Source organism: Emcibacter nanhaiensis (genome assembly GCF_006385175.1).
GTDB classification, from domain to species: domain Bacteria; phylum Pseudomonadota; class Alphaproteobacteria; order Sphingomonadales; family Emcibacteraceae; genus Emcibacter; species Emcibacter nanhaiensis.
Genome location: NZ_VFIY01000014.1, coordinates 240447 through 263511 on the forward strand (window position 1 = coordinate 240447; position 23065 = coordinate 263511).

The 23065-nt window shown below is 58.3% G+C and carries 24 protein-coding genes; 12 read left to right on the forward strand and 12 right to left on the reverse strand.

Annotated elements, in window-relative coordinates:
- Window positions 1-352: 352 nt before the first annotated feature.
- On the forward strand, window positions 353-964 hold the full coding sequence (locus FIV46_RS11725) for a hypothetical protein (RefSeq protein ID WP_139941116.1): 612 nt from the start codon (window positions 353-355) through the stop codon (window positions 962-964).
- Window positions 965-1013: 49 nt separating this feature from the next.
- Here FIV46_RS11725 and FIV46_RS11730 read toward each other — a convergent pair whose 3' ends face one another.
- Window positions 1014-1442 carry a hypothetical protein gene (locus FIV46_RS11730; protein ID WP_139941117.1) on the reverse strand — a complete coding sequence of 143 codons (429 nt, stop codon included), beginning with the start codon at window positions 1440-1442 and terminating at the stop codon, window positions 1014-1016.
- Window positions 1443-1536: 94 nt separating this feature from the next.
- Window positions 1537-2301: an enoyl-CoA hydratase gene (locus FIV46_RS11735; RefSeq protein WP_139941118.1), complete on the reverse strand. Its 765-nt coding sequence runs from the start codon at window positions 2299-2301 to the stop codon at window positions 1537-1539.
- Between the two features lie 287 nt (window positions 2302-2588).
- Here FIV46_RS11735 and FIV46_RS11740 point away from each other — a divergent pair, with 287 nt between their 5' ends.
- Complete coding sequence (locus tag FIV46_RS11740; RefSeq protein ID WP_139941119.1) at window positions 2589-2843, forward strand: DUF1902 domain-containing protein; 255 nt, start codon at window positions 2589-2591, stop codon at window positions 2841-2843.
- Complete coding sequence (locus FIV46_RS18415; protein WP_139941120.1) at window positions 2843-3040, forward strand: type II toxin-antitoxin system HicA family toxin; 198 nt, start codon at window positions 2843-2845, stop codon at window positions 3038-3040. The genes FIV46_RS11740 and FIV46_RS18415 overlap by 1 nt, the downstream gene beginning before the upstream one ends.
- A gap of 124 nt (window positions 3041-3164) precedes the next feature.
- Here FIV46_RS18415 and groL read toward each other — a convergent pair whose 3' ends face one another.
- From groL to FIV46_RS11760, 3 genes are all read right to left on the reverse strand, one after another.
- The gene (gene groL / locus FIV46_RS11750) at window positions 3165-4817 is read right to left on the reverse strand and encodes a chaperonin GroEL (RefSeq protein ID WP_139941121.1); all 1653 of its coding nucleotides are present in this window, start codon (window positions 4815-4817) and stop codon (window positions 3165-3167) included.
- Window positions 4818-4915: 98 nt separating this feature from the next.
- Window positions 4916-5203, reverse strand: a complete 288-nt coding sequence (gene groES / locus FIV46_RS11755) for a co-chaperone GroES (protein ID WP_139941122.1) — start codon at window positions 5201-5203, stop codon at window positions 4916-4918.
- 229 nt (window positions 5204-5432) lie between these two features.
- A complete protein-coding gene (locus FIV46_RS11760) occupies window positions 5433-6005 on the reverse strand; it encodes a TetR/AcrR family transcriptional regulator (RefSeq protein WP_139941123.1) in 573 nt (190 codons plus the stop codon).
- A gap of 173 nt (window positions 6006-6178) precedes the next feature.
- Here FIV46_RS11760 and FIV46_RS11765 point away from each other — a divergent pair, with 173 nt between their 5' ends.
- From FIV46_RS11765 to FIV46_RS11780, 4 genes are all read left to right on the forward strand, one after another.
- Window positions 6179-6673, forward strand: coding sequence for an HPP family protein (locus FIV46_RS11765; protein WP_139941124.1), 495 nt, complete (start codon window positions 6179-6181; stop codon window positions 6671-6673).
- 4 nt (window positions 6674-6677) lie between these two features.
- The gene (locus FIV46_RS11770) at window positions 6678-7283 is read left to right on the forward strand and encodes a glutathione S-transferase family protein (RefSeq protein ID WP_139941125.1); all 606 of its coding nucleotides are present in this window, start codon (window positions 6678-6680) and stop codon (window positions 7281-7283) included.
- Window positions 7284-7287: 4 nt separating this feature from the next.
- Window positions 7288-8187, forward strand: coding sequence for a pyridoxamine 5'-phosphate oxidase family protein (locus tag FIV46_RS11775; protein WP_181163217.1), 900 nt, complete (start codon window positions 7288-7290; stop codon window positions 8185-8187).
- Window positions 8188-8265: 78 nt separating this feature from the next.
- Window positions 8266-8877 carry a glutathione S-transferase family protein gene (locus FIV46_RS11780; protein ID WP_219846101.1) on the forward strand — a complete coding sequence of 204 codons (612 nt, stop codon included), beginning with the start codon at window positions 8266-8268 and terminating at the stop codon, window positions 8875-8877.
- 49 nt (window positions 8878-8926) lie between these two features.
- On the opposite strand, the gene FIV46_RS11785 is transcribed toward FIV46_RS11780, so the two are convergent.
- Window positions 8927-9457: a tetratricopeptide repeat protein gene (locus tag FIV46_RS11785; protein ID WP_139941127.1), complete on the reverse strand. Its 531-nt coding sequence runs from the start codon at window positions 9455-9457 to the stop codon at window positions 8927-8929.
- 19 nt (window positions 9458-9476) lie between these two features.
- On the reverse strand, window positions 9477-9806 hold the full coding sequence (locus tag FIV46_RS11790) for a DUF1491 family protein (RefSeq protein ID WP_139941128.1): 330 nt from the start codon (window positions 9804-9806) through the stop codon (window positions 9477-9479).
- A 66-nt stretch (window positions 9807-9872) separates the two neighbouring features.
- On the opposite strand from FIV46_RS11790, the gene FIV46_RS11795 reads away from it, so the two are divergent.
- Window positions 9873-10709: a helix-turn-helix transcriptional regulator gene (locus FIV46_RS11795; protein WP_181163218.1), complete on the forward strand. Its 837-nt coding sequence runs from the start codon at window positions 9873-9875 to the stop codon at window positions 10707-10709.
- Window positions 10710-10723: 14 nt separating this feature from the next.
- Here the strand turns inward: FIV46_RS11795 and FIV46_RS11800 are convergent, their stop codons facing one another.
- Complete coding sequence (locus FIV46_RS11800; protein ID WP_139941130.1) at window positions 10724-11422, reverse strand: class I SAM-dependent methyltransferase; 699 nt, start codon at window positions 11420-11422, stop codon at window positions 10724-10726.
- Window positions 11423-11593: 171 nt separating this feature from the next.
- Here FIV46_RS11800 and FIV46_RS11805 point away from each other — a divergent pair, with 171 nt between their 5' ends.
- Window positions 11594-12637: an MBL fold metallo-hydrolase gene (locus FIV46_RS11805; protein WP_139941131.1), complete on the forward strand. Its 1044-nt coding sequence runs from the start codon at window positions 11594-11596 to the stop codon at window positions 12635-12637.
- Between the two features lie 9 nt (window positions 12638-12646).
- Here FIV46_RS11805 and FIV46_RS11810 read toward each other — a convergent pair whose 3' ends face one another.
- From FIV46_RS11810 to FIV46_RS11820, 3 genes are read right to left on the reverse strand one after another with little or no spacing between them, the layout of a single operon-like run.
- Window positions 12647-16594: a cobaltochelatase subunit CobN gene (locus tag FIV46_RS11810; RefSeq protein ID WP_139941132.1), complete on the reverse strand. Its 3948-nt coding sequence runs from the start codon at window positions 16592-16594 to the stop codon at window positions 12647-12649.
- A gap of 23 nt (window positions 16595-16617) precedes the next feature.
- Entirely contained in the window at window positions 16618-16950 is a 333-nt protein-coding gene (locus FIV46_RS11815; protein WP_139941133.1) for a DUF2149 domain-containing protein, read from the reverse strand.
- Window positions 16937-17518: a MotA/TolQ/ExbB proton channel family protein gene (locus tag FIV46_RS11820; protein WP_139941134.1), complete on the reverse strand. Its 582-nt coding sequence runs from the start codon at window positions 17516-17518 to the stop codon at window positions 16937-16939. Before FIV46_RS11820 ends, FIV46_RS11815 begins: the two co-directional genes overlap by 14 nt.
- Window positions 17519-17734: 216 nt before the next feature.
- On the opposite strand from FIV46_RS11820, the gene FIV46_RS11825 reads away from it, so the two are divergent.
- The 3 genes from FIV46_RS11825 (at window position 17735) to FIV46_RS11835 (ending at window position 21292) form a co-directional block, all read left to right on the forward strand.
- Window positions 17735-19924 (forward strand): TonB-dependent hemoglobin/transferrin/lactoferrin family receptor, encoded by a 2190-nt coding sequence (locus tag FIV46_RS11825; RefSeq protein WP_139941135.1) that lies wholly within the window; start codon window positions 17735-17737, stop codon window positions 19922-19924.
- A gap of 144 nt (window positions 19925-20068) precedes the next feature.
- Window positions 20069-20845 (forward strand): hypothetical protein, encoded by a 777-nt coding sequence (locus FIV46_RS11830; protein ID WP_139941136.1) that lies wholly within the window; start codon window positions 20069-20071, stop codon window positions 20843-20845.
- Window positions 20846-20857: 12 nt separating this feature from the next.
- A complete protein-coding gene (locus FIV46_RS11835) occupies window positions 20858-21292 on the forward strand; it encodes a DsrE family protein (RefSeq protein ID WP_219846102.1) in 435 nt (144 codons plus the stop codon).
- Between the two features lies 1 nt (window position 21293).
- Here FIV46_RS11835 and FIV46_RS11840 read toward each other — a convergent pair whose 3' ends face one another.
- Entirely contained in the window at window positions 21294-22979 is a 1686-nt protein-coding gene (locus tag FIV46_RS11840) for a monovalent cation:proton antiporter-2 (CPA2) family protein (RefSeq protein ID WP_139941137.1), read from the reverse strand.
- Window positions 22980-23065: the final 86 nt, after the last annotated feature.

A 23065-nucleotide genomic window follows, 5' to 3' on the forward strand; every position in this document is an offset into this window, starting at 1 on the left:
CCCTAACCCCCTGATAAATTTAACAAAATTGAGCCCGCAGCGGAGCTTTTTCTGATCAAGCTACTTCTAATTTTTTCAGTATGTTAGACCGGATTTTTAAGGTAATTTATCGCGAACCCGCCCTAACTGCCCCCAATCCGCTGCCGCCCGGAATCCCCGTTAAGCATTTTCATTTACCAGGAGTCACCCCGCCCGAATTGATCCATCTGCTTCACGGGCCGCGCATTTTTTCCTACAATTTATTTCGCCGAGTCGCCGTGATTCTGACACACCGGCGCGCTACCCGTACATTACGGGTTCATGTTGATCTGATTTAATGGCTCTGCCACCGGCAAACAGGAAGGAATGGAAAATGTTACTGAAATATTCGTCCAAAGCGCTCGCGTTCTTACTGGCCACCTCCGTGATGACCACGCCCGTACTGGCCGATCCGCCACCGCCGAAACCACAGGTCCACGCGAAGGGTCCGCCGCCAAAGGCCAAGCCGTTCAAGCCCCATGTCCATCCGGGCACCCCGCTGCATGCCGGGCCGCGCTCGCCTTACGTGCGGCCGCTGCCGCCGAACCGGCACCGCGTCTATCGCGGGGTCAGAATCTATCGCCCCTACGGTCATGTCTATCCCGGCTTCGGTTTCTACTATACAGATAATGACGCCTGGTTCTGGCTTGCCTTCACCGCCTTTACCGTCATCCTGATCGCGGAACTGAGCGAGCAACAGCAACGCACCCATGAAGCCGCCATCATCCAGGCCAGCCGCGCACCGATCGGCGAAACCATTTACTGGCAGGATGGCCGGGCCTCGGGCCGGGTCGTCGCCACCCGCGAAGGCACCAGTTCGCTCGGCCGCTATTGCCGCGAATTCCAGCAGACCGTCACCATCGGCGGCAAGTCGGAAACTGCCTACGGCACCGCCTGCCGGCAGCCGGACGGCCAGTGGGAAATCATCTCCACCAGCAACAACTGACTACAGAAAGGGGCCGCGATGCGGCCCCTTCCCTTGGAATTTCTGAAATTTACGCAACCAGGTCGAGTTTAATTCCGGCATCAAGCAGGGCTTGGTTGATGCTTTCCTTATCCTCTTCCGTCAGGTTGGCCATGTCATAGGAATCAAAGATACTGTCCAGGGTGGCGGCATCTTCTTCACTGAGCTCGACCATGCCGCCGGGTCCGCCCGGCCCCCTGCCGCCTTCCGGCGGCGGGGGCGGTGCGAACTGGGACAGGTCAAAACCTGCGTCCTCGATCATGGATTTCAGTTCCTCGCTGGGAGGAATGCCGGCATCTTTCAGCGCCTGGAAGATGGATTGTGCATCTTCCTCACTGAGCGAACTGGCATCATATTGCGACAGAATGTCAGAGACCGTAGATTTCTGATCCTCTGTCAGGGGACTTGAAGAGGGAGGCGGCGGCCTAAACCCACCGGCTCCTCCGACTGCGTCAATCATATTACCTCCTCACTAGGTAATATCCCCGGGCCACACCCCGCTGAAAACCAAGCAAGAGCCGTGCCGACAGCGTGAGCAAGTCCTTATATTTACGTCAGAATTTTGAAAAATCCGGCGGGCGTTTTTCGAAGAAGGCGGTCGCCACCTCCATGAATTCGGGAGTTTTCAGCCGTTCCGCAAACAATAGCCCCTCTTCATCCATGCGATCCTGGATTTCCTGATTATTTTTGCGGAGCAGTCGTTTGGTCTCCATAAGGGCGGTCGGCGCTTTGCCGGCCAGCTCCCGGGCGCGCTCCAGCACCTGCTCGCGGAAATTATTGCCCGGCAAAATCCGCGCCACCAGCCCGGCCCGCTCCGCCTCTTCGGCGTCCAGCACTTGGCCCATCATCAGCATCTCGGTCGCCTTGGCCATGCCGATCAGGCGCGGCAGCAGCAGCGAGGACGCCGCCTCCGGCACCAGCGCCAGGTTGGCGAACGGGGTGGAGAAGGTGGCTTCCGGTGACGCGTACACCAGGTCGCTGTGCAGCAACAGGGTGGTGCCGATGCCCACCGCCAGGCCATTGACCCCGACCATGATCGGCTTTTCGAAATGGGAAATGGTTTTCAGGAAGCGGAACACCGGGGTCTTTTCCGCGTGGCGCAGCCCGGCGGCAAAATCCTTGAGATCATTGCCGGAGGTAAAGGCATCGCCATTGGCCAGGATCACCACCGCACGCACGCTCGCATCCTCCGCGGCCTCGACCAGGCCGTCGCTGAGCGCCGTATACATGTCCTGGGTGATGGCGTTCTTCTTGTCCGGCCGGTTGAAGGTGAGGACCAGCAGGCTGCCGTCCCGTTCGTTGAGGATATAGTCGTCCATGTTCCCTGCTCCCAAATGTTGTTAGAAACAGTCTAGGCGATCCGCGAGGAAATTTCAAACGATCGTTTTAGTGTCATTATCAAAATGAAACTGTCTATACTCATCATCAATCAAAAATTGCGGAGACAATGCCAAAAATTCGTGAATATCACCAAAAAAGCCATATTTGACTCTTATATTAAATACATAATATAAACTCACGCTGTGCGAAAATTGCACATTATTACGATTTAGCATAGACTAACTAATTATTAACGCATTGCTGAAACAATTGAGGGGGAGTGGACATGGATGTCATGAAAAAATATATTGTTAAAGCAATATGGGATGAAGAGGCCAAAGTCTGGTCAGTAGATGAAACAGACGTACCCGGTCTTGCAGCCTGCGCCCCGACCCCTAGCGATCTTGTAGAGATCCTGATGGATTTAATTCCTCAGTTGGTGGAATTGAATGACGGGTGCATCGAACACAGTAAAGATCACCAATCAGTACCCTTTGAACTTTTCGCTCAATATGACGGAAACTTCGAAGCGGTTTGCTGATGCCTGATAATTTCTACAGGAAACTCACAAAAATACTCAAAAATCACGGGTACGCCTTCTATAGAAGCGGCAAGGGTGACCATGAGATCTGGCGAAGAAACGGCACCGGTCGAAGTATTAGCTTGCCCTCGAAATGCCCTTCACGGCATACCGCAAACCAAGTCCTGAAGCAAGCGGGCATTGACGAAAAGCTCTAGCCTCGGAAATAAGACTTCTAGGTACATCTGGCGTAAAATCGCATAGTATCCTCTCCCCAAAAGAAAAGGGCCGCGCGTTGGCACGGCCCTTCCCTGTAACTCTTGGCGTATGACGCGACGTGGCTTAGAAGCCCATGCCGCCCATACCGCCCATGCCACCCATGCCGCCCATGTCGGGCATAGCCGGTGCGCCTTTGTCTTCCGGAATTTCGGCGACCATGGCTTCGGTGGTGATCAGCAGGCCGGCGACGGAAGCGGCGTCCTGCAGAGCAGTCCGAACCACTTTGGTCGGGTCGATGATACCGGCAGCCACCAGGTCGGTGTACTCTTCTTTCTGGGCGTTGAAACCATAGTTGGTGTCAGTGCTTTCCAGAAGTTTACCGGCGATCACGGCGCCGTCTTTACCGGCGTTTTCAGAGATCTGGCGCACCGGGGCTTCCAGGGCGCGGCGCACGATAGAGATCCCCACGTTCTGGTCGGCGTTTTCGCCTTCCAGGCCTTCGAGAGCGCGTGTGGCATACAGCAGGGCTGTACCACCGCCCGGGACGATGCCTTCTTCAACCGCAGCGCGGGTGGCGTGCAGCGCATCGTCAACGCGGTCTTTGCGTTCTTTCACTTCAACTTCGGTGGAGCCGCCAACCTTGATCACGGCAACACCGCCGGCCAGTTTGGCCAGGCGTTCCTGCAGTTTTTCACGGTCATAGTCGGATGTGGTGCTTTCGACCTGGGCGCGGATCTGGCCGCAGCGGGCTTCGATCTCTTCCTTGGCGCCATTGCCGTCAACGATGGTGGTGTCGTCTTTGGTGATGGTGATGTTTTTCGCGGTACCCAGCATATCCAGGGTTACGGTTTCCAGCTTGATGCCGAGGTCTTCGGACACAACCTGGCCGCCGGTCAGGATACCGATGTCCTGCAGCATGGCTTTACGGCGATCGCCGAAGCCCGGAGCTTTGACAGCAGCAATTTTCAGGCCACCGCGCAGTTTGTTGACAACCAGAGTTGCCAATGCTTCGCCTTCAACGTCCTCGGCAATGATCAGCAGCGGACGACCGGACTGGGCGGCAGCTTCCAGCAGCGGCAGCATCGGCTGCAGGCTGGACAGTTTGCTTTCGTGCAGCAGGATGTAGGGGTTGTCGAGATCAACGGTCATTTTCTCGGCGTTGGTGATGAAGTAGGGAGACAGGTAACCGCGGTCGAACTGCATACCTTCCACAACTTCCAGCTCTGATTCCAGGCCTTTGGCTTCCTCGACGGTGATCACACCCTCTTTGCCGACTTTGTCCATGGCGTCAGCGATCATCTGGCCGACGGAAGTTTCGCCGTTGGCGGAGATGGAGCCAACCTGGGCTACTTCCTCGCTGGAGGAAATGTCTTTGGTGCGGGATTTCAGGTCTTCGATAACCTTGGCAACGGCCAAATCAACACCGCGGCGCAGGTCCATCGGGTTCATGCCGGCGGCAACGGCTTTCATGCCTTCCTTGATCAGGCTCTGGGCCAGAACGGTGGCCGTGGTGGTACCGTCACCGGCCACGTCGTTGGTGCGGCTGGCCACTTCACGGACCATCTGGGCGCCCATGTTTTCATATTTGTCTTTGAGTTCGATTTCCTTGGCCACGGAAACACCGTCTTTGGTGATGCGCGGAGCGCCGAAGGATTTTTCGAGAAGAACGTTACGGCCTTTCGGGCCGAGGGTCACTTTTACGGCGTTGGCCAGAGTGTCCACACCTTTGAGGATGCGGCCGCGGGCGTCAGAACCGAATTTTACGTCTTTTGCCATTTTTACTTCCTTTGTTTCTTTTCAATTGGTCGCGAGAATGAAGTTTCGATCGCGCCTGAAAATTTTTGGGGGTGTATTATTCGATGATGCCGAGCCAATTACTCGATAATACCGAGAATGTCGGACTCTTTCATGATCAGCAGGTCTTCACCGTCGACTTTGACTTCGGTGCCGGACCATTTGCCGAACAGGACGGTATCGCCTGCTTTCACATCCAGAGCGGTCACGGCGCCGTCTTCGGCTTTGTGGCCGGAACCAACGGCGATCACTTCACCCTGGCTCGGTTTTTCCTGTGCGGTGTCGGGCAGAATGATGCCACCGGCGGTTTTCTGTTCTGCGTCAACGCGACGAACCAGAACACGATCATGCAAAGGACGAAATGCCATTTCGTAATTCCCTCTTGTTAGACTTGGTTTTGAGTTAAGGTTAGCACTCGCTCCCTGTGAGTGCTAACAGCTGCCTAGAGAGATAATCCATGGGGGAATAGAGTCAAGGGCGGTGATCGAAAAAAATGATGTTTTTTCCGATTTTTTAGATCGCAGGCGGAACCGCCTGCCCCGATCGGGTCATATGTGGGGAGCTCCAGTCTTTATACAAGGGGAAATGCGAAACAAATCACGCCCGGTACGGCAGCAGGTGGCGGACCATTTCGCGCATGGTTTCAATGGCCGGTTCCGGGCCGAACAGCTTGGCGCCCTGGATCGCGCCTTCCAGGATCACCATCAGTTGCCGGCCGAAGGAGATCGGATCCTTGAGGCCCATTTCCGCGCCAAGGGTGGCGAATTGTTTCATGGTGCGTTCCTTGTGGGCGCGGATCGCCCTGAACACAGGTCCCTTGGGATCGGAATATTCCGCCGCCCCCATCTGGAACATACAACCGTTGAAATCTGCTGACCGAAACCATTCCTCATAGATCTCGAGCCAGACCTGGAGCCGACCGGCCGGTTTTTTCTCCCAGCCCAGCGTTTTCTGGCGATATTGTTCGGCAAACCATTCCTCGCGCCGCTTTAGCACCGCCACCACCAGATCGTCCTTGGACTTGAAATGATTGTACAAGGTCATCTTGGCGACACCTGCTTCCTTGAGGATGGTATCGATGCCGGTGGCGTGATAGCCGTGCTCATTGAACAGCCTGAGCGCCGTTTCCACCAGATGCTCCTTGCGTGATGATGCCCGGGATGATGCCATGACGTAACCTTATACAAACCTGTCTGATTTCCTTTTAAAAATCATACTCTGTTTCCGAAAAACACGCAACATCACAGATTTGTGAAGAAATAATCGTTGAAAATATACTGACCTGTCTGTATTTAATTCTAAAAGAGACAGACCTGTCTATATATTTTCATGAGAACAATGCTATGCACCTTCTAAAAACTGTACAACCAACCGCCGGACGGGACTACCGGCATATTTTCTGGTCCTGGCTCGGCGGCGCCGTCGCTATCGGCCTGCTGGGCGCACTGACCGGCTATACCAATGTTCCCCTTTTGATGGCGCCGTTTGGCGCAAGCTGCGTTCTTGTTTTCGGACTTCCCGAGAGCCCCCTGGCCCAACCCCGTAATGTCATCGGCGGCCATACCCTCACCGCCCTGACCGGATTTATCTTCCTTTATCTGTTCGGGGATGGCTGGTGGGCTATTGGACTGGCTGTCGGCACGGCCATCGCCCTGATGCAATTGACCCGGACGACCCACCCCCCCGCCGGGGCAAACCCGATCCTGGTGATGTTGTCCGCGCCGACAGCCTCTTTTCTTCTGTTCCCCGTACTCAGCGGCGCCCTGCTCGTCGTGTTCGTGGGAATACTTGTGAACAACATCTCAACTACACGCTCTTACCCCCTCAAGAAAGGATAATATCATGTATAAACTTTATGACCTCTCCCTGTCCGGCCATTGCCATCGCGCGCGGCTGTTCCTGAACCTGCTCGGTCTCGACTATGAAGCCGTTCCTGTCGACCTGCTGTCCGGGGAGCATCTGCAGGAGGCGCATCTCAAACGCAATCCCTTCGGCAAGGTGCCGGTGCTGGACGATGACGGTTATCTGGTGCGGGAATCCAACGCCATCCTGGTCTATCTGGCGCTCAAACACAAAGCCCGGGACTGGTACCCCACCGACGACGCCAAAGCCGCCGCTGAAATCCAGCAATGGCTCAATGTGGCCGCCAGTGAGCTGCTGCAGGGCCCGGCCAAGGCCTATGTGGCCCGGGTATTCGGCGGCGATGACAAAACCTATAATGAAGGCGTGGAATTGAGCCACAAGCTTTACGCCGTGCTCGACCCGTTGCTGGACGGCCGCGACTGGCTGGTCGGCGACCGCCCGACCATTGCCGATGTGGCCCTGTACAGCTATGTCTCCCGCGCACCGATCGCCGGGGTGGATATTTCCGGCTATGGCAACATCCAGCGCTGGCTCGCCAATGTGGAAGGGCTCGCGGGCTTTGTCGCCATGCCCGATCCGGCATAAGGCCATGGACGATATCAGCAATCACATGACAGAGCTCTCCCCCTTTCACAAGGGGGAGCAGCGCCTGCAGGACCGCGCCGGGCGACGCGAACTGGCGGAAAATATCGGCCGCAAGTTCATCCGGCCGTACCTTACCGAAGAGCAGCAGGACTTCTTCCGGTACCTGCAGTATCTGTTCCTGTCGGCGAGGGACCGGGACGGCTGGCCGCGGCCGCTGTTTCTGCAGGATGACCTGCCGCTTATAACGGTGCCGGATGATCAGCACCTGATCCTGCATGGCCCGTCCGGCGATCTCAGGGACGGACAGCAGCTCGGCGTGCTCGGGCTGGATCTCAGCACCCGGCGGCGCAATCGGGTCAACGGACGGGTGATTGCCCGGGAGGACGGGTTCACGATCCTGCGGGTCGATCAGGCGTTCGGCAACTGCCCACAATATATTGACCTCGAAACCGTCAACGATATTCCTGCTTCCGGACCGGAGGCACCCCTCCCGCACCTCACCTCGGAACTGCAAATGATTATCCGCAGCAGCCGGCGCTTTTTCATTGCCAGCGGTTATGACGCCCATCTGAATGACGCATTCAGCGGCATGGATATCTCGCACCGCGGCGGCGCGCCCGGCTTTGTCCAGCTGCCCGCGCCGGACCGGCTGCTGTTCCCGGATTATGCCGGCAATAATTTCTTCAACACCCTCGGCAATATCCTGATGGATGGCCGGGCCGGCCTGATGTTTGTGGATTTCCGCACCGGCACGCAACTGCGCCTGCTGGGCAAGGCCCGGGTGATTTTTGAAAATTTTGATAAAAGCGGGTGGATCGCTCAACCCGATGCGCCGGAAGCGAAGCGGCTGGTGGAGTTGAAGGTCGAAAAAATTCTTTTCGCCCCCGGCAAGATACCATCTTGATTTGGCGTTGATTTAAACCATCTGTATATTAGAAATACAAAATATACATAGTGAACATCAGGGCATCTGGAGAGACAGATGTATAAACTCTATGAAATGGCCTATTCCGGGCACAGCCACCGGGTGCGGCTGTTCCTATCGCTGCTGGGTCTGGACTATGAAAGCCGGCCGGTAAGCCTGCGCGACGGCGAGCATCTGACCGAGGACTATAAAAAGATCAATCCCTTCGGCAAAATTCCGGTGCTCGACGATGACGGGCTTCTGATCCGGGAATCCAACGCCATCCTGGTTTACCTGGCGCTCAAACACGGCGCAAAAGACTGGTATCCGGTCGATGACCCGGCCCGGGCCGCCGAAGTGCAGATGTGGCTCAATGTGGCCGCCAATGATGTGCTGCAGGGCCCGGCCAGGGCTTGGATCGCCACCATGTTCATACCCGATGAAAATGCTGTGCGGGAAGGCCTGGAAGCAAGCCGCAAACTGCTCGGGATCATGGACCGGCATCTGGAAGGCCGGGACTGGCTCGCAGGCAATGGGCCGACCATCGCCGATGTGGCCAATTATTCCCATATTTCCAAGGGACCGCGGATCGGCTTCGAGCTCGAGGACTGGCCCAATGTGCTGCGCTGGCAGCGGAATATCGAAGCCCTGCCCGGCTTCATCGCCATGCCGACGCCGGAAAACTATTAGCTTACTCTGGTAGTGTATTTTGAAAGTTTCCGGGATTACTTCTACCTAATCAAGGAGTTGCTTCATCCTCCAACTTTTGCAAAAGCATTTCATACATCTTACGCGCATCGTCATGTCCTCGCTCGGCGGCATCCTTAAACCAACGCCGCGCGACACGATAACTCTGCTTTTTTCCTCTTCCTTCCATGAACATCAATCCTAACCGGTACTGAGCCTCTGCATGCCCTTTGTCCAGAGGCAGTTTAAGAAATTGGTTTGTAAGATAGTAGTCATATTCCATACCATTCGCCCGGTCCCCCGCCTTGAAGTAATACTTCATCGCCTTTTTGTAATTAATGGGAACACCTATCCCCAATTCGTAGGCTAGCCCCGTTCGATACATTGCTTCTTCGTCGTCATGCTCAGCTCGACATTTATAATATTTAAACAGCTGCTCCTGTCCCTCTACCTCACCAAGTCGGGGCGAGCCAACCATACTCCGCAAAGATATCGGAAGATCAGAAGCACAATACTCCCATTTATGAGTACAAGACGTAAGCAGTAGCGGTGCGATCAGTATCAGTAAATTCAGCTTTTTCATTATTCCCCCCTTGCCGCTGTCAGCTTTGCGGCCGGTACGTCCCCTTCGGATCCTCGACCTCGATCACCCACAGGTCCTCGTCATAGTCGCGCTGGCGGGCGATATAGCTGTCGGCCTTGTCTTCCGGGATCGGCTCCTCGCCGAGCGGGCAGCGCCAGACCATCACCCCGTCCAGGTCCCGGCCCTGGGTGTAAAGCACACAGCCGGGGCCAAGCAGGTTCTGCTTGATCAGCACCTGCCCGCGGTCGGCATCGCCCTTGTGCAGCACCATGGCGGTGATCAGCTCCACCTCGAGCCGGCGGATCTCCGCCCCGACCCAGATCGACGTTTTCAGTCTTTCTTCAAACATAGATTACTCATGGACATTTTGTTTCCGGCCACTATAAACTCGGGGATCATCGGGAGGAACAAAAAAGTGTCGACAAGCGGGACAGACCAGTGGCTGGCGAAACTGACCAGCTGTATCTGCAAACTGGGCCGGGCCGGGTTCGAGGAAACCCTGTTCGAGCTGGTCAACCTCGCCGTGACCGTCGACCATTGCACTGTGTTCATCAACAGCCCCGACGGCCACACCGAGCATCTGTTCACCCAGAGCCGGCTTGATGAAGAGACCTGCAACCGCCTGGCCCGCGCCTATGTGTCCGGCTTCTCAGCCCGGGACCCGCAACTGGCGCCGGTTGCCGAAGACGGCGTCCCGCCGGAGGGCGACCAACTGACGGTACTGGGCCAGGCCGACACATCGGGTTATCCGGAGGACTACCGCCAGCAGTTTTTCGAGAAGACCGGCCTCATTGACAAGGTCTCGAGCCTGCTGCAGACCAGCGCCTTCAATATTTACTGCAGCTTTTACCGGCTGGAACAATCCGGGCCCTTCTCGGAACAGGATTTCAGGGAGCTGTCCCGGCTCTTGCCGCTGCTCACCAACCTGATTTTCAAACATTCGCGCCTGACCCAGTTCCGCGACAAGCCGGCCGACCCGATCGTCACCAGCGTGCCGCTCGGCCGCTCGCCGGACCTGATGAAACGGCTGCTCGAGGAGCAGAGCGACGTGTTCGGCCAGCTCACCGAGCGGGAGCGCGAAGTCTGCGTGCGCATCATCCAGGGCTATACCTCGGAAGCCATCGCCCTCGACCTGGAAGTGGCCATTTCCACGGTCCATACCTACCGCAAACGGGCCTATGCCAAACTCGGCATCTCCAGCCAGAACGAGCTGTTCAGCCTGATCCTGGAACGGATGCCGCTGGTGAGCTGACAGTAGCCGTCAGGTCAGATTTTTTCCTTGTCCGCCCGCATGGCCAGAAAGGCGGCGCCGAATGTCGTGAAGCGGCCAAGCCCGGGATCAAGTCCCTTGAGCAGGCGCGCGACCGGCATCCATCTGGGATAATAGATGGCGCCGCGAACCTCGATCACCCGGAGGCCGGCGTTTTCCGCCAGTCGCCGAAGTTCCGGTGCAGTGCGGAAGCGGGCCCGGCGCCAGAGCCTGGAGCCGAACCAGGCCCGGATCCGGCGCTGCACCGCCCAGGAACTCCATTTACCAAGCTCACCAATCACCAGGCAACCGCCGGGTTTCAAGACCCGGGCGATCTCAGCGAAGACCGGCCCCGGATCGGTGACGAAACACAGGATGGTCTTGGCAAGAACGATATCGAATTTCTGATCTTCAAACGGCAACTCCTCGGCACTGGCGACGTAAAAGCAGGCATCGGACTGTTCGCGCCCCGCCTGCGCGGTAGCGGCGGCAATCATGTCTTCGGCCATATCCACCCCGATCACCCGTCCCCCGCGCCGGGCCAGCCCGATGGCCGTGGTGCCATCACCGCAGCCGACATCGAGGATATCCCGCCCTTCGGGAGCCCCCATCATGTCTTCGAGCACCCGGTCCTCGAGCGCCTCGGTAAGTTGACCAATCTCTGACGCGCGCCAGGCGGCATAGATATCAGGATCAAGGTCCAGTTTTTCTTTCATCGGCTATATTCCTCAGACCATAGGCCCAGAGTAGCACGGACTCCGGTTCGCGCAAACGCAGCTATGCAGCAAACACATAGGGGGTAATCACTCTTTAGAACCGCGCCGCCCTTTTCATTTCCGCCCGGTCGTTCTATATCTTGAACAAGATGACTTTTCCGAGGGACCTCCATGACCAGACCCAGACGCCCGCAGATGACTTACCCTTTTTCCCACGAGCCGGAACTCGGCCGGCCGGACAAAGTGGCCGAAGGGGTCTATCGCTGCCGCATTCCGCTGGAGTTTGGCCCGCCCTATATCAACAGCTGGCTGCTTGAGGAGGATGACGGCTGGACCGTGATCGACACCGGCATGGGCACTAAAATCTCCTCGGACGCCTGGCGCGGTGTCTTCAAAGACTTCTTCGGCGACAGGCCGGTGATCCGGGTCATCGTCACCCACATGCATCCGGATCATATCGGCCTTGCCGGCTGGATCTGCCGCAAATGGAACATTCCGCTGCATATGTCCCAGGTGGAGTATCTCACCGCCCGGACCCTGGTCGCCGACACCCATCACGACGTGCCGGATGAGGCCATGCGTTTTATCCGCGCTGCTGCCTATACCGACGAACAGGTCGACAGTTACCGGGCCATCTTCGGCAAGTTCGGCAGCTTCATCCGCAGCCTGCCCCAGGCCTACAGCCGGCTCCGGCACGGCGACCGGCTGACCATCGGCGGCGTGGAGTGGATCGTGGTGATCGGGCGCGGCCATTCGCCGGAGCATGTCTGCCTGCATTGCCCGGACAAGAACCTGTTTATCGCCGGCGACCAGCTGCTGCCGGAAATTTCCTCCAACATCAGCGTCTGGCCGTATGAACCGGACGCCAATCCTCTTGACGACTGGCTGGTGTCCTGTGCCCGGCTCAAAGACTATCTGCCGGAGGAAGTGCTGGTGCTGCCGGCCCACGGCAACCCCTTCACCGGAGCGAAAGAGCGCCTGGCCTACCTGATTGCCGACCATGAGGATAACCTGGCGAACCTGCGGGAGCTGTGCAGAACCCCCGTCCGGGTGCCGGACTGTTTCGCCACCCTGTTCAAGAAGGAAATTCCCGACGACAAGCTGAACATGGCGGCGGGCGAGACCATCGCCCACCTTAATTATCTGATCCATGACGGCAGCGTCATCCGGGAAACCGACGGGAACGGCGTGCACCTCTATCGCCGGGCGGACTAACGGTCCGTCCTATTCGGCGGGCGACATGGCGGCAATCCGCTCCCACGGCCGCACCCGGTGCCGGGACTGGCTGATGCCGCCCCAGACAAAGAACAGCAGGCACAGCCCGAAAGAGGCCAGCAGCGGAATATCCCACTCGCTCTCGACCACTTCCGCCTGTTCCACTTTCTTCAGTTGCCGGCCCTCTACCGGCTGGCTCATCTGTCCCTGTGACGCCGCCGCTGGCGCCGGCAGGGCGGCGCTGAGACCGAAACCAGCGGCCTGGGCGTTGACGAACTCGGCCAGCTTGTCGTTATCAACGATCAGGTCATATTTGTTGACCAGCTCGATCAGCCGCTCCACCAGCTGCTGCCTCGTCTCGTCGCTGGCGTCCCAATACTTCTTGCGCACCGCTTCCAGCATGCGCTCGATGATCTGGGCCTGGGCGCCGGGATTGACTTTTTCGAACCATTCCTGGATGCCGAGATCGAATTTGTCATTGACATAAATGTCGGCGAATTCCTGCCACTGGTCGGCCCGCACCAGGTTGGGATCAACCACCTGCCAGCCCCAGAAGTTGCTGATCTTGCCTTCCATGGTGGTGGCGCCGGAATAGCCTTCCTTCATCATCTCGCTGACCCAGCGGCTGTGCTGGGTGCGGGTGCGTAACTCCTTGGCCAGGAACCGGGCTGCATCCTCGGCGCGCGGATTATCGGCGTCGCGCAGGTTGGAAATCACCATGTCCGGGCTCTTGCCGTCCAGGTTGCGGATCGCCAGCGACAGGCCGCCGAAATATTCAAACGGATCGTCGCTGGTAATCATGCCATAGAGGTTGGACGAGCGGGCGAACATGGCCACATCGGTGCCGGACAGCTGCTTGCCGTAGATATTGACCCCGTCCACTTTCTCGCCCCAGCGGGCGGGATCAGCGCCGTAGGCATTGCCCATTTTGGCCATATAGTTGTCGGCGATTTTGGCGTCGGTCTCCCAGGTATCGCTGGCCCGGACCGCATCATCGACGCCGGAGCCATAGGTGCCGCTTTCGCCGGAGAAGACCCGCACGGTTGAGAAATAGTCCGCGTCCTCCTCGCTCATGCCCTCGGCCAGGAGCTCGGCTTTAACCCGCTGGCTGTTCTCCCAGATCGAGTTGTTGGCTTCCTTAAGCTCGGCCACCTGCTTGACGGCCTCGGCGAGGCGCAGCACCACATTGGGGAACGCATCGCGGTACAGGCCGGTGGCGGACAGTACCACGTCAACCCGCGGGCGTTTCAGTTCCCGCATCGGGATGACCTCGGTGCCGGTGACCATGCCGCTGTCGCTCCACACCGGCCGCATACCCATGGCATAAAGCGCCTGGCTTTCCAGCACGCCGTAATGGCGCATGGCCTCGATCGACCACAGCGAGAACGCCAGCTTGTCGGGATAATGGCCGTGCTTGTTGTAATAGTCACTGATCACGCCCTCAACCAGTTCCTTACCCTGTTCCCAGGCGGCCTTGGTCGGCAGGCGGGCCGGATCGAAACCATAGAGATTGTAACCGCTGGCGAGCGAGTCCGGGGAACGGACCGGATCGCCGCCGGTCTTGACCGGCACATAGTCGCCGCTGAGCCCGGCCAGCAGGTGCGGCATCTCGCGGATCCCTTCCATGCGGCCATAAAAGTCCCGGCCCTTTTCCATGTCGGCGCGCAGTTCGTTGCCCAGGTCACCAAGATCCCTGCCGAGGATTACATAGTCGCGCACGGTCCTGAAGCCGGCGAGATCCTCCAGGTTTTCCGCCTTGGAATCGAGATGACCGGTGCCATCTTCATGAGCCACACCATAATGGCCGGCCTCGAATTCCCGCGCCCGGGCGACGAAATCGCGGCCCAGCATCTGCACGATGGTCGAGGTCACCAGCTCCGGTTCCGCCAGCTCGCCGAAGGTATGCAGCCCCAGCGGCTGGTCGGCATTGGCCACATCCTCCAGATAGAGGTGCAGTTCTTCGAGGAAATGGTCGAAATCGGCGTCAATCTGCTCTGACGTCAGGCCGAGGTCGTCGCAAACCTTGGCGTCAAAACAGATCTGTTTCAACTGTTCACCGGTTTTCTGCTTCACCCCGCCGTCATCCAGCGATTTATACTGGTGCATCAGCTCATGGACATTGGCCGTTTCCCCTTCCAGCCCGGCGGCGGCAAAGGGCGGCGTCATATGGGCGACGACAACGGCGCTGCCGCGGCGCTTGGTCTGCATCGCCTCGCCCACATCATCAATGATGAAAGGATACATGACCGGGGTGTCCCAGACCGCCAGGTTGCCCTGGTCATAGCGGGACAGGCCGCGCTCCTTGCCGGAAAGATACTCCTGACTGCCGTGAGTGCCGAGATGGATGATGGCGTCACTGTTCCAGAATTTGCGGGCGTAATAATAGGCGGCCAGATAATAATGGTTCATGGGCACCGTACCCTGGTGATAGATCAGCTTGTCCTGGTCCTTGTCGTCGGAGCGCGGCGGCTGGCGCATCACCAGCATGTTACCGTTGCGGATCCGGGGCAGGACAAAGAAAGCCTCGCCGTCCCGCTTGACCACCATGAAATTGTCTTCCGCCCGGCCCCAGAAATCATTGATCGGCTTGGTGACCTCTTGCGGCAGGCTGTTGAACCAGGCGAGGTAATCCCTGACCGGCATCAGTTCGGCCAGATCGTCCTTGAGCAGACCGTCCAGTTCATAATCCCGATAGAAAGGATTGAGAATGCGGTCGATGGGATCGGTGAAATAATTTTCATCCACCTTGTCGACGCCGTAGCCGGCTTCATTGAGATTAGCGCTGATGGCGCGCAGGCTGTGCTCAATATTGAGGAAGGACGCGCCCATGTCCTTGTCGCCCCAGACCATGACGGTCAGCTTTTTGTCGCCGTTGGGCTTGTGGCGCAGGGCGGCATAGTTGAGGGCGCGGGAAACCAGATGATCCATCTGGTAATCGATCACCTCCGCCCGGCCGGTCTGCTTGTTGCGGGCGGAGACGATCACCGGATCAATCACCCCGGCGCTTTCCGGCAGCACCAGCACAAAGGGCGTCATGGTAGCGGAAATGCCCTGGCTGTCCGCTTCCCAGTCCGCCTGGTTGCCGTCGAAATAGGTCAGCGCCTGCATCACCGGCACGCCGAGGCGCTCAAACTCTTCCTTGCGCTTACCGGCCCAGTGGATGGAGCGGAAATTGACAATCACGTCAATGATGGTCCGGCCGTCTTTCTGCAGCATGGGGACATAATCGGTGGAGCGGGGGCTGACCTCGAAAAAGAAGGGAATGGCGAGCGCGCCCCGGGCCTCGATCCGGGCAATGGCGTCATCCACCACAGCGGTATTGACGGATTCGATCTGGGCGCGCTGCAGCATCACCCCGATCACCGGCCTGCCCTCCTCGAGAGTGACACCGCGCCAGTCGAGATAGCCCGCCACATCCTTGAAAATCAGCCCGTCATAGCCCGGCGCATAAATGCCGACCTCGGGATAGACCACCGGCGCCGGCACGGAGATTGAGCCGTCGCCGAAAACTTTCTGTGCCAGATAATCGGCCATACGGCTCAGGTTCACCAGGCCGCCGTTGTCATAATAATCATGCAGGGCCTGCGCCTGTTCATGTGTCAGTCCCCTGACCAGATCGGGACTTTGCAGCCAGTTGATGGCCAGCAGACGACTGCTGGCGGACGCTGCCTCCGGCAGGAACTTGCCGAATGATTTTTCACTGCTGCGGGCGGAGGAATCATCCATCAGCACCAGGTCATAGCCGTTAAAGCGGGCCAGCGCCTCCGCGCCGGTTTTGAAATCCCGGGCATTCACTTCATCAAAGCTAATGCCGTATTTTGCCGCCTGTTCCTTGATTACCGTCAGCTTGGCGGTATTGGAATGGGTGCCGGAGACATAAAGCACCTTGTGCATGTCCGCCGCCTGTGCAGTCGCAAAAGAGACAAGCAGGGCCACAAGTGACAACAGGATACGCATGATTTTCCCTCTGAAATTATTCTTTAGTTGGCGGAGGCGTCCGCTTCGCCCTCATCAGGCACATAGATGATCGAGCCGTCCGGCATGCGATAAGCGATGCCGGCCTTGACCCCTTCGCCCGAGCCGATCTCGCCGGTGCTTTTATAGGTTTCGATTTTTTCGCCCTTCTTGACGATCATCTCCATGTCTTGCTGGCCCGGGTTCTTGATCACCATGACATCGTCATCGAGAAAGGGGTTGATGGGGTTCTGGGCGATGGAAATCAGCAGCGCCGCAATCAGCACCAGAAACACATCGACAAGATTGACCACGGACAGCGCCGGGTTGATGGATTCATCTTCATCAAGAAGCTTCACGGAGAGCCTCCCGTTCCTGGGCCGTGTCCTCAATCCCCTTTTCCACCAGCGGCAGCAGGGCAACCAGTTCCTGGGCCAGCCATTTCTTCTTGGTACTGGCGATAAAGAAGGTGATGGAGGCCACCACCAGGCCGAAAATCACAGCGGAAAAGGCGACGATCAGGTTTTCACTGATTCCCTGCACATCCCCGTCAGACAGACTTTTGAGCGCCGGCCCCATGGGAATCATGGTGGCAATCAAGCCCAGCATGGGGGCGATGCGGCTGACCATCCTGACCCCTTCCATTTCACTGAGCGCCGCCACATCCAGTTCGTCCTTGGTGACATCCTGCTTTTCCACTGCCAGGGCCACCAGCGGGTATCCCTTTGGAATGTCCCCCCCGGACCGAAGACCGTTGCTGAGCAGCTTGCGGAACCGTGCCGTACCCCGGCTGCGCTGCACGCCCTGCATAAAGAAACCGCCCAGGGCATAGAGGCTGTAGAAAAACAATACAACCAACAGGACCAGTACCGGGGCCATGAACAGGTCCGACACCTGATACATCAAGTTTTCGAGAGTCCGTACCACGAGATTACTCCACTCAATTATTTTCTAATATATGCAAGAGGATAGCCCCCTGATTCCAACCTTCTCCCTATGCTCATACCCACCGCCGGACAAAATTGCAACTAATTTTGAAAATCATTCTCATTTTTATTGACGACCCCCGAACCAGCTGCTAGTTGTTTTTGCGAATACTTATTAATTGCAACAACAAGCTACTTAGCATCGGGAGAATATTTTATGAATAGATTAGCTTTTTACTCGCTTCTGGCGGCAGGCACCTCCGCCCTCGCCCTGTCCACCACCGTCCGCGCAGCGGAAGAAGACTCGGATCTCGGACCGGGCGCCGCCCCGCTGGAAGTCATCGTGGTGTCCGCCACCCGTACGGAAAACAGACTGGTCGATGTTCCGGCGACCATCACCGTCATTGACGAGGAAAAAATCGACTCCATTCTGTCCACCGATATTCGCGACATGCTGCGCTATGAGCCGGGCGTGGAAGCCACCAATGACGGCCGCTACGGCCTTTCAGGATTCAACATCCGCGGTCTGACCGGAAACCGGGTCAAGATCATGGTGGACGGCACGGAGCAGTCGGAAGGCTTTTCCTCCGGTCCCTGGCTCAATGCGCCGCGCAACTTTGTCGACATTGATTCCCTGGAACAGGTGGAAGTGCTGCGCGGCCCGGCCTCCAGCCTCTATGGCAGTGACGCCATGGCCGGCGTTGTAGCCTTCCGGACAAAAGGCCCCGCTTCCTACCTGGACGAGGAAGGAAATGACACCGGCGGCGCCGCCAAAGTCCTGTATGACAGTGTCAGTGACGCTTTCGCCGAAACCCTGACCCTGGCCAACCGTACCGGCAAGCTGGAAAGCCTGATCCAGTATACCCGCCGCGACGGCAGTGAAACGGAAAACAAGGCGGACGGCTCCAGCGACGATCTCGGCAATGACCGTACCCTGCCCGATCCCTATGATTATTCCACCGACAATATTCTGGCCAAACTCGAGTATCAGCTGAATGACAGCCACCGCCTGAACCTGGTCGGCGAATATTTCCGCTCCACCAGCTTCATTGAACTGAAATCCCTGGAGGGCCCGAGCTACAGCCCTTCCTACAACTATTCCAACTATACCGGTGATGATGAATTTGAGCGTTATCACATCGGCCTGACCCATGAATGGACCGCCAACAATATACTGTTCGACAGCCTGGTCTGGAGCCTGGACTGGCAGGACAGCGATGTGGAGGAGCTGACCACCAACTATACCGAACGCTTCGGTTATCTCACCCGCCTGATCGACTACAGCCACGGCGAGGAAGACTTCCAGTTTGCCGCCCAGTTTGACAAGACCGTTGGCGTGCATCACCTGACTTACGGCGCCAGCTTCCAGCATACGGAGCAGGAAAACCTGACCAATAAATATTATCCGGACAGCGGCGCCGACCCCGACATCGCCCGTTATACGCCGGTGGTCAAGGGCAAGAGCTATGGCCTCTATCTGCAGGACCAGATCAAATTGCTGGAGGGTAATTTCCTGCTGACCCCGGGCCTGCGTTATGACCGCTTTGAAGCCGACCCGCAGGTGGACGATCTGTACACCGAACAGCTGGAAGGCCATGAAAGCGAAAAGGTCACCTTCCGCCTGGGCGCCGTCTATAAGATCACAGACACCGTCTCGGTCTTCGGCCAGTTCAGCCAGGGTTTCAAGTCCCCGGAACTGCTTCAGCTCTACCGGGAAGACCAGAGTTCCGCCTCCCGCGGCTATATCAGCCTGTCCAATCCGGAGCTGGAGCCGGAAAGCAGTGATTCCTTCGAGGCCGGGTTCCGCATCAACAGCAAGGCCGCCAGCTTTGAACTGACCGGTTTCTATAATGAATATGACAACTTCATCGAGCAGACTGTTGATCGCTCCGGCACGCCAACCGTCTACCAGTATGTGAACTACAATGAAGCCACCATCAAGGGTGTCGAGGCGCGGGCCGCGCTGTGGCTCGATCAACTGGTCGGCGCCCCCCAAGGCATGGCCTTTCAGGCCGCTGTTGCCTGGGCCGAGGGTGATACAACAATCGACGGCGAGGAAATTCCGCTCGATTCCGTCTCCCCGACCAAGGCGGTGTTCGGCCTGACCTATGACTCCCCCGATGAGGTCTGGGGCGCCGGAGTTAACCTGACCCTGGTGGGGGCCAAGGACATTGAGGATGTGTCTGACGAAAGCTATTTCGCTCCGGACAGCTTTGCCCTGGTCGACCTGACCGCCTATTACAACATCACGCCGGACCTGGCGCTCCGCGCGGCGGTCTTCAACCTGACCGACAAGGAATACTGGCTGTGGGAAGACGTGCGCGGCTATAACGCCGAGACCAGCTATCTGCAGCGCTACACCCAGCCGGGCCGCAATGTCTCGGTCAGCCTGAAATACAGCTTCTGAACCCATCCAACTCCAGAGGTAATAGCCCCGTCATTTTACCGGCGGGGCTTTTTTTCGCCCTTTTATTGCCTCCAGGCCCCTTGTTTTTACATCATACTGCCGTAAAATATATTTTAATTCTTCTTCAAAACAGGAGAGACTGACATGCGCCTCTTTGTTTCCCTCTTTTTCACCCTTTCCCTCACTCTTCTCGCCGTGACCGCAGTCCGGGCGGAGCCGACTGAAGTTTCCATTCGCGTGCTGAGCAAGGATGCCAAATTTATCGGCAGTTCCATGGGCGGCATGCGCATCACCCTGCGCGACGCCATGACCGGCGAGATTCTCGCCACCGGCGTGACCAGTGGCGGCACCGGCAACACCAAGCTGCTGATGCACAAGGACGGCGGCCGGCGCGCCGTGATGGTGGACGAGAAAGCCGGCGGCTTTCACACGACCCTCGACCTCGAGGAGCCCCGCCTTATTGAGGTGGAGGCCTATGGCCCTCTCGCCCAGCTGCAGGGCGCCCACCGCGTGGTCTCCAGCCAGTGGGTCCTGCCAGGCAAACATATCACCAGCGGCAACGGCTGGGTCCTGGAACTGCCAGGCTTTGTGGTCGATATCCTGTCCCCGCCCGCGGCCCTGAAAATGTCCAATGATACCAAGGTAGTGAAAATCAATGCCAATGTGGTGATGATGTGCGGCTGCCACACGGAACCGGACGGTACTTGGGACAGCAGCAAATTTGAAATCAAGGCGCTCATCACCCACAACGGCAAGAAATACGGCACCCTGGACATGGTCTATAGCGGCCCGAGAAGCCAGTATACCACCAGCCTGCCTGTCGATAAGCCAGGCCTCTACGGGGTCACCGTCTACGCCTATGATCCGGACAACGGCAATACCGGCCTCGGCCGGACAACCTTTGAAATCCTGGCCAAATAAAGGGGGAAATCCATGCGGAACCTGAAAAAAATACTGTTGATGACCGGACTGGTCCTTTTAACTTTCGTCTCCGGCACGCAGGCGCAGGAAAAACCGTCGATCCTGACGGTCGTCACCAGCCCGGATGTCCAGACCCAGGGCATGGCTTTTGTGCTCAGCATCCAGTCGGTCCAGCAGGGCGCCCAGGTGCGGGTGCTGCTGTGCGGCCCGGCCGGGGACCTGGCCCTGAAAGGGGCAGCGGAAACCAAACTGAAGCCCAAGGGCATGAGCCCGCAGATGCTGATGAGCAAGCTGATCACCCTGGGAGCGACGGTGGAGGTCTGCGCCCTCTACCTGCCCAATGCGGACAAGACACCGGCCGACCTGGTTGACGGCGTCGGCGTCGCCAAACCGCCGGCCATCGCCGCCGCCATGCTGGCGCCCGACACCCGGCTGTTCACCTTCTGAGTCATTCCCCGGCAGGTGCCGGGATAGCCTCCTTGAGCCGGCGGTAGTTGTCGGTGCGGAATTCGTCGATCAGTTCATCCAGGTCCGCATCCTCCACGCCGAGGGATTTCAGGGAAATAGCGCCGAGCTGCAGGCTGGCCTCGACGGTTTCCGGCACCACCTGCACGCCAAGTCCGGCGTAGTTTTCCGCAGTCGGGACATCCCGGGCCCGGGTAATGATCGGCAGGCCCGGCCGCATGCGGCGGACGGCGCGGATGGTCTTCTCGGCGGCCTGGGGATTATCCAGGGTCACCACCATCAGCTTGATCTTGTCAATGCCGATCGCCTGCAGGATTTCCTGGCGGCTGGCGTCGCCGAAATAGAGCTCATTGCCCAGATTTCGCCCCTTGGAGACATGTTCCACATTCATATCCACTGCCAGCCAAGGTTCGTCCACGGCGGACAAGAGCCGGCCGATGGTCTCGCCTACCCGGCCATAGCCGGCAATCACGACTTTTTGTTCTTCGCGCTCCGCCACCTCTTTGGTGATGGCCACATCCTTGCCGGCGGCGCCGAGCGCCAGCCAGTCGCCCAGCTTCATCATCAGCGGGGTCAGGGCCATGGACAATACCACCACGCTGAGCAGCACTTCCAGCGCCCCGGTCGGCAGCACTCCGTTGCTGTCGGCCAGGGTAAACAGGATAAAGCCGAATTCCCCGGACTGGGACAGCAGGAAGGCGGCGCGGAAGGCCGCCGGCGTATCGAGCCGGAACAGGCGGGCCAGCATGAAAATCAGGGCCGCCTTGGTGGCCATCAGGGCGATAGTGCCGCCGATCACCAGACCGATATCCTGGGCCACCGCCACCACATTGATCGCCATGCCCACACTCATGAAAAACAGGCCCAGCAACAGGCCGCGGAAGGGCTCGACATCGGCCTCGATCTGGTGGCGGAATTCATTGCCCGACAACAGCATGCCGGCGATAAAGGCGCCCATAGCCATGGACAGGCCAGCCAGTTCCATCGCCATGGCGATGCCCAGCACCAGCAGCAGCGCCGCCGCCGTGAACACTTCCTTGATCCGGGTGCGGGCAATCAGCTTCAGGGTCGGTCCGATCAGGAAATGCCCGCCGACCAGGGTGGCGAGGAATATACCTCCCGCTTCCAGCACGGCAAGCTCCATACTGGCTGCCGACCCGAACCCGCCGGCCGCCGCCATCGGCACCAGCGCCAGCAGCGGCACCACCGACAGGTCCTGGAACAGCAGCACGGAAAAGCTGGCCCGGCCCCAGTTGGCCGTGAGCTGGTGACGTTCCGCCAGGATCTGCACCCCGAACGCCGTGGAGGATAAGGCAAGGCCGAAGCCCATGATCACCGCCACCGGCGGCGTCAGGGACAGGGCATAATAGACCCCGACCGAGAATATCAGGCCGGTGATCACCAGTTGCGCCCCGCCGAAACCAAAGACAAAGCGGCGCATGACCCAGAGACGCTGCGGTTTGATTTCAATGCCGATCAGGAACAGCAGGAACACCACGCCCAGCTCGCCGATATGATGGATGGTGTCCATATTCTGCACCAGCGCCAGCCCGTTGGGCCCGATCACCGCTCCGGCCGCCAGGTAGCCGAGCGTGGCGCCCAGGCGGATACGGGTGAAGATCAGGACGGCCACCACGGCGGCAGCGAGAAGGACAAGGAGCTCAATCATTTACTGTGGACACCCCGGATAAGATTTATCTCTCTGTCCATGCTAGACAAAAGTTTGTTGCGCCGCAAGAAAAGTCGGACCAGAAA

Bases quoted from the DNA above. Each gene is read 5' to 3' on its own strand.
- FIV46_RS11725 (WP_139941116.1), top strand. From the start codon at position 353: ATGTTACTGAAATATTCGTCCAAAGCGCTCGCGTTCTTACTGGCCACC.
- FIV46_RS11730 (WP_139941117.1), bottom strand. From the start codon at position 1,442: ATGATTGACGCAGTCGGAGGAGCCGGTGGGTTTAGGCCGCCGCCTCCC.
- FIV46_RS11735 (WP_139941118.1), bottom strand. From the start codon at position 2,301: ATGGACGACTATATCCTCAACGAACGGGACGGCAGCCTGCTGGTCCTC.
- FIV46_RS11740 (WP_139941119.1), top strand. From the start codon at position 2,589: ATGGATGTCATGAAAAAATATATTGTTAAAGCAATATGGGATGAAGAG.
- FIV46_RS18415 (WP_139941120.1), top strand. From the start codon at position 2,843: ATGCCTGATAATTTCTACAGGAAACTCACAAAAATACTCAAAAATCAC.
- groL (WP_139941121.1), bottom strand. From the start codon at position 4,817: ATGGCAAAAGACGTAAAATTCGGTTCTGACGCCCGCGGCCGCATCCTC.
- groES (WP_139941122.1), bottom strand. From the start codon at position 5,203: ATGGCATTTCGTCCTTTGCATGATCGTGTTCTGGTTCGTCGCGTTGAC.
- FIV46_RS11760 (WP_139941123.1), bottom strand. From the start codon at position 6,005: ATGGCATCATCCCGGGCATCATCACGCAAGGAGCATCTGGTGGAAACG.
- FIV46_RS11765 (WP_139941124.1), top strand. From the start codon at position 6,179: ATGCACCTTCTAAAAACTGTACAACCAACCGCCGGACGGGACTACCGG.
- FIV46_RS11770 (WP_139941125.1), top strand. From the start codon at position 6,678: ATGTATAAACTTTATGACCTCTCCCTGTCCGGCCATTGCCATCGCGCG.
- FIV46_RS11775 (WP_181163217.1), top strand. From the start codon at position 7,288: ATGGACGATATCAGCAATCACATGACAGAGCTCTCCCCCTTTCACAAG.
- FIV46_RS11780 (WP_219846101.1), top strand. From the start codon at position 8,266: ATGTATAAACTCTATGAAATGGCCTATTCCGGGCACAGCCACCGGGTG.
- FIV46_RS11785 (WP_139941127.1), bottom strand. From the start codon at position 9,457: ATGAAAAAGCTGAATTTACTGATACTGATCGCACCGCTACTGCTTACG.
- FIV46_RS11790 (WP_139941128.1), bottom strand. From the start codon at position 9,806: ATGTTTGAAGAAAGACTGAAAACGTCGATCTGGGTCGGGGCGGAGATC.
- FIV46_RS11800 (WP_139941130.1), bottom strand. From the start codon at position 11,422: ATGAAAGAAAAACTGGACCTTGATCCTGATATCTATGCCGCCTGGCGC.
- FIV46_RS11805 (WP_139941131.1), top strand. From the start codon at position 11,594: ATGACCAGACCCAGACGCCCGCAGATGACTTACCCTTTTTCCCACGAG.
- FIV46_RS11810 (WP_139941132.1), bottom strand. From the start codon at position 16,594: ATGCGTATCCTGTTGTCACTTGTGGCCCTGCTTGTCTCTTTTGCGACT.
- FIV46_RS11825 (WP_139941135.1), top strand. From the start codon at position 17,735: ATGAATAGATTAGCTTTTTACTCGCTTCTGGCGGCAGGCACCTCCGCC.
- FIV46_RS11830 (WP_139941136.1), top strand. From the start codon at position 20,069: ATGCGCCTCTTTGTTTCCCTCTTTTTCACCCTTTCCCTCACTCTTCTC.
- FIV46_RS11835 (WP_219846102.1), top strand. From the start codon at position 20,858: ATGCGGAACCTGAAAAAAATACTGTTGATGACCGGACTGGTCCTTTTA.
- FIV46_RS11840 (WP_139941137.1), bottom strand. From the start codon at position 22,979: ATGATTGAGCTCCTTGTCCTTCTCGCTGCCGCCGTGGTGGCCGTCCTG.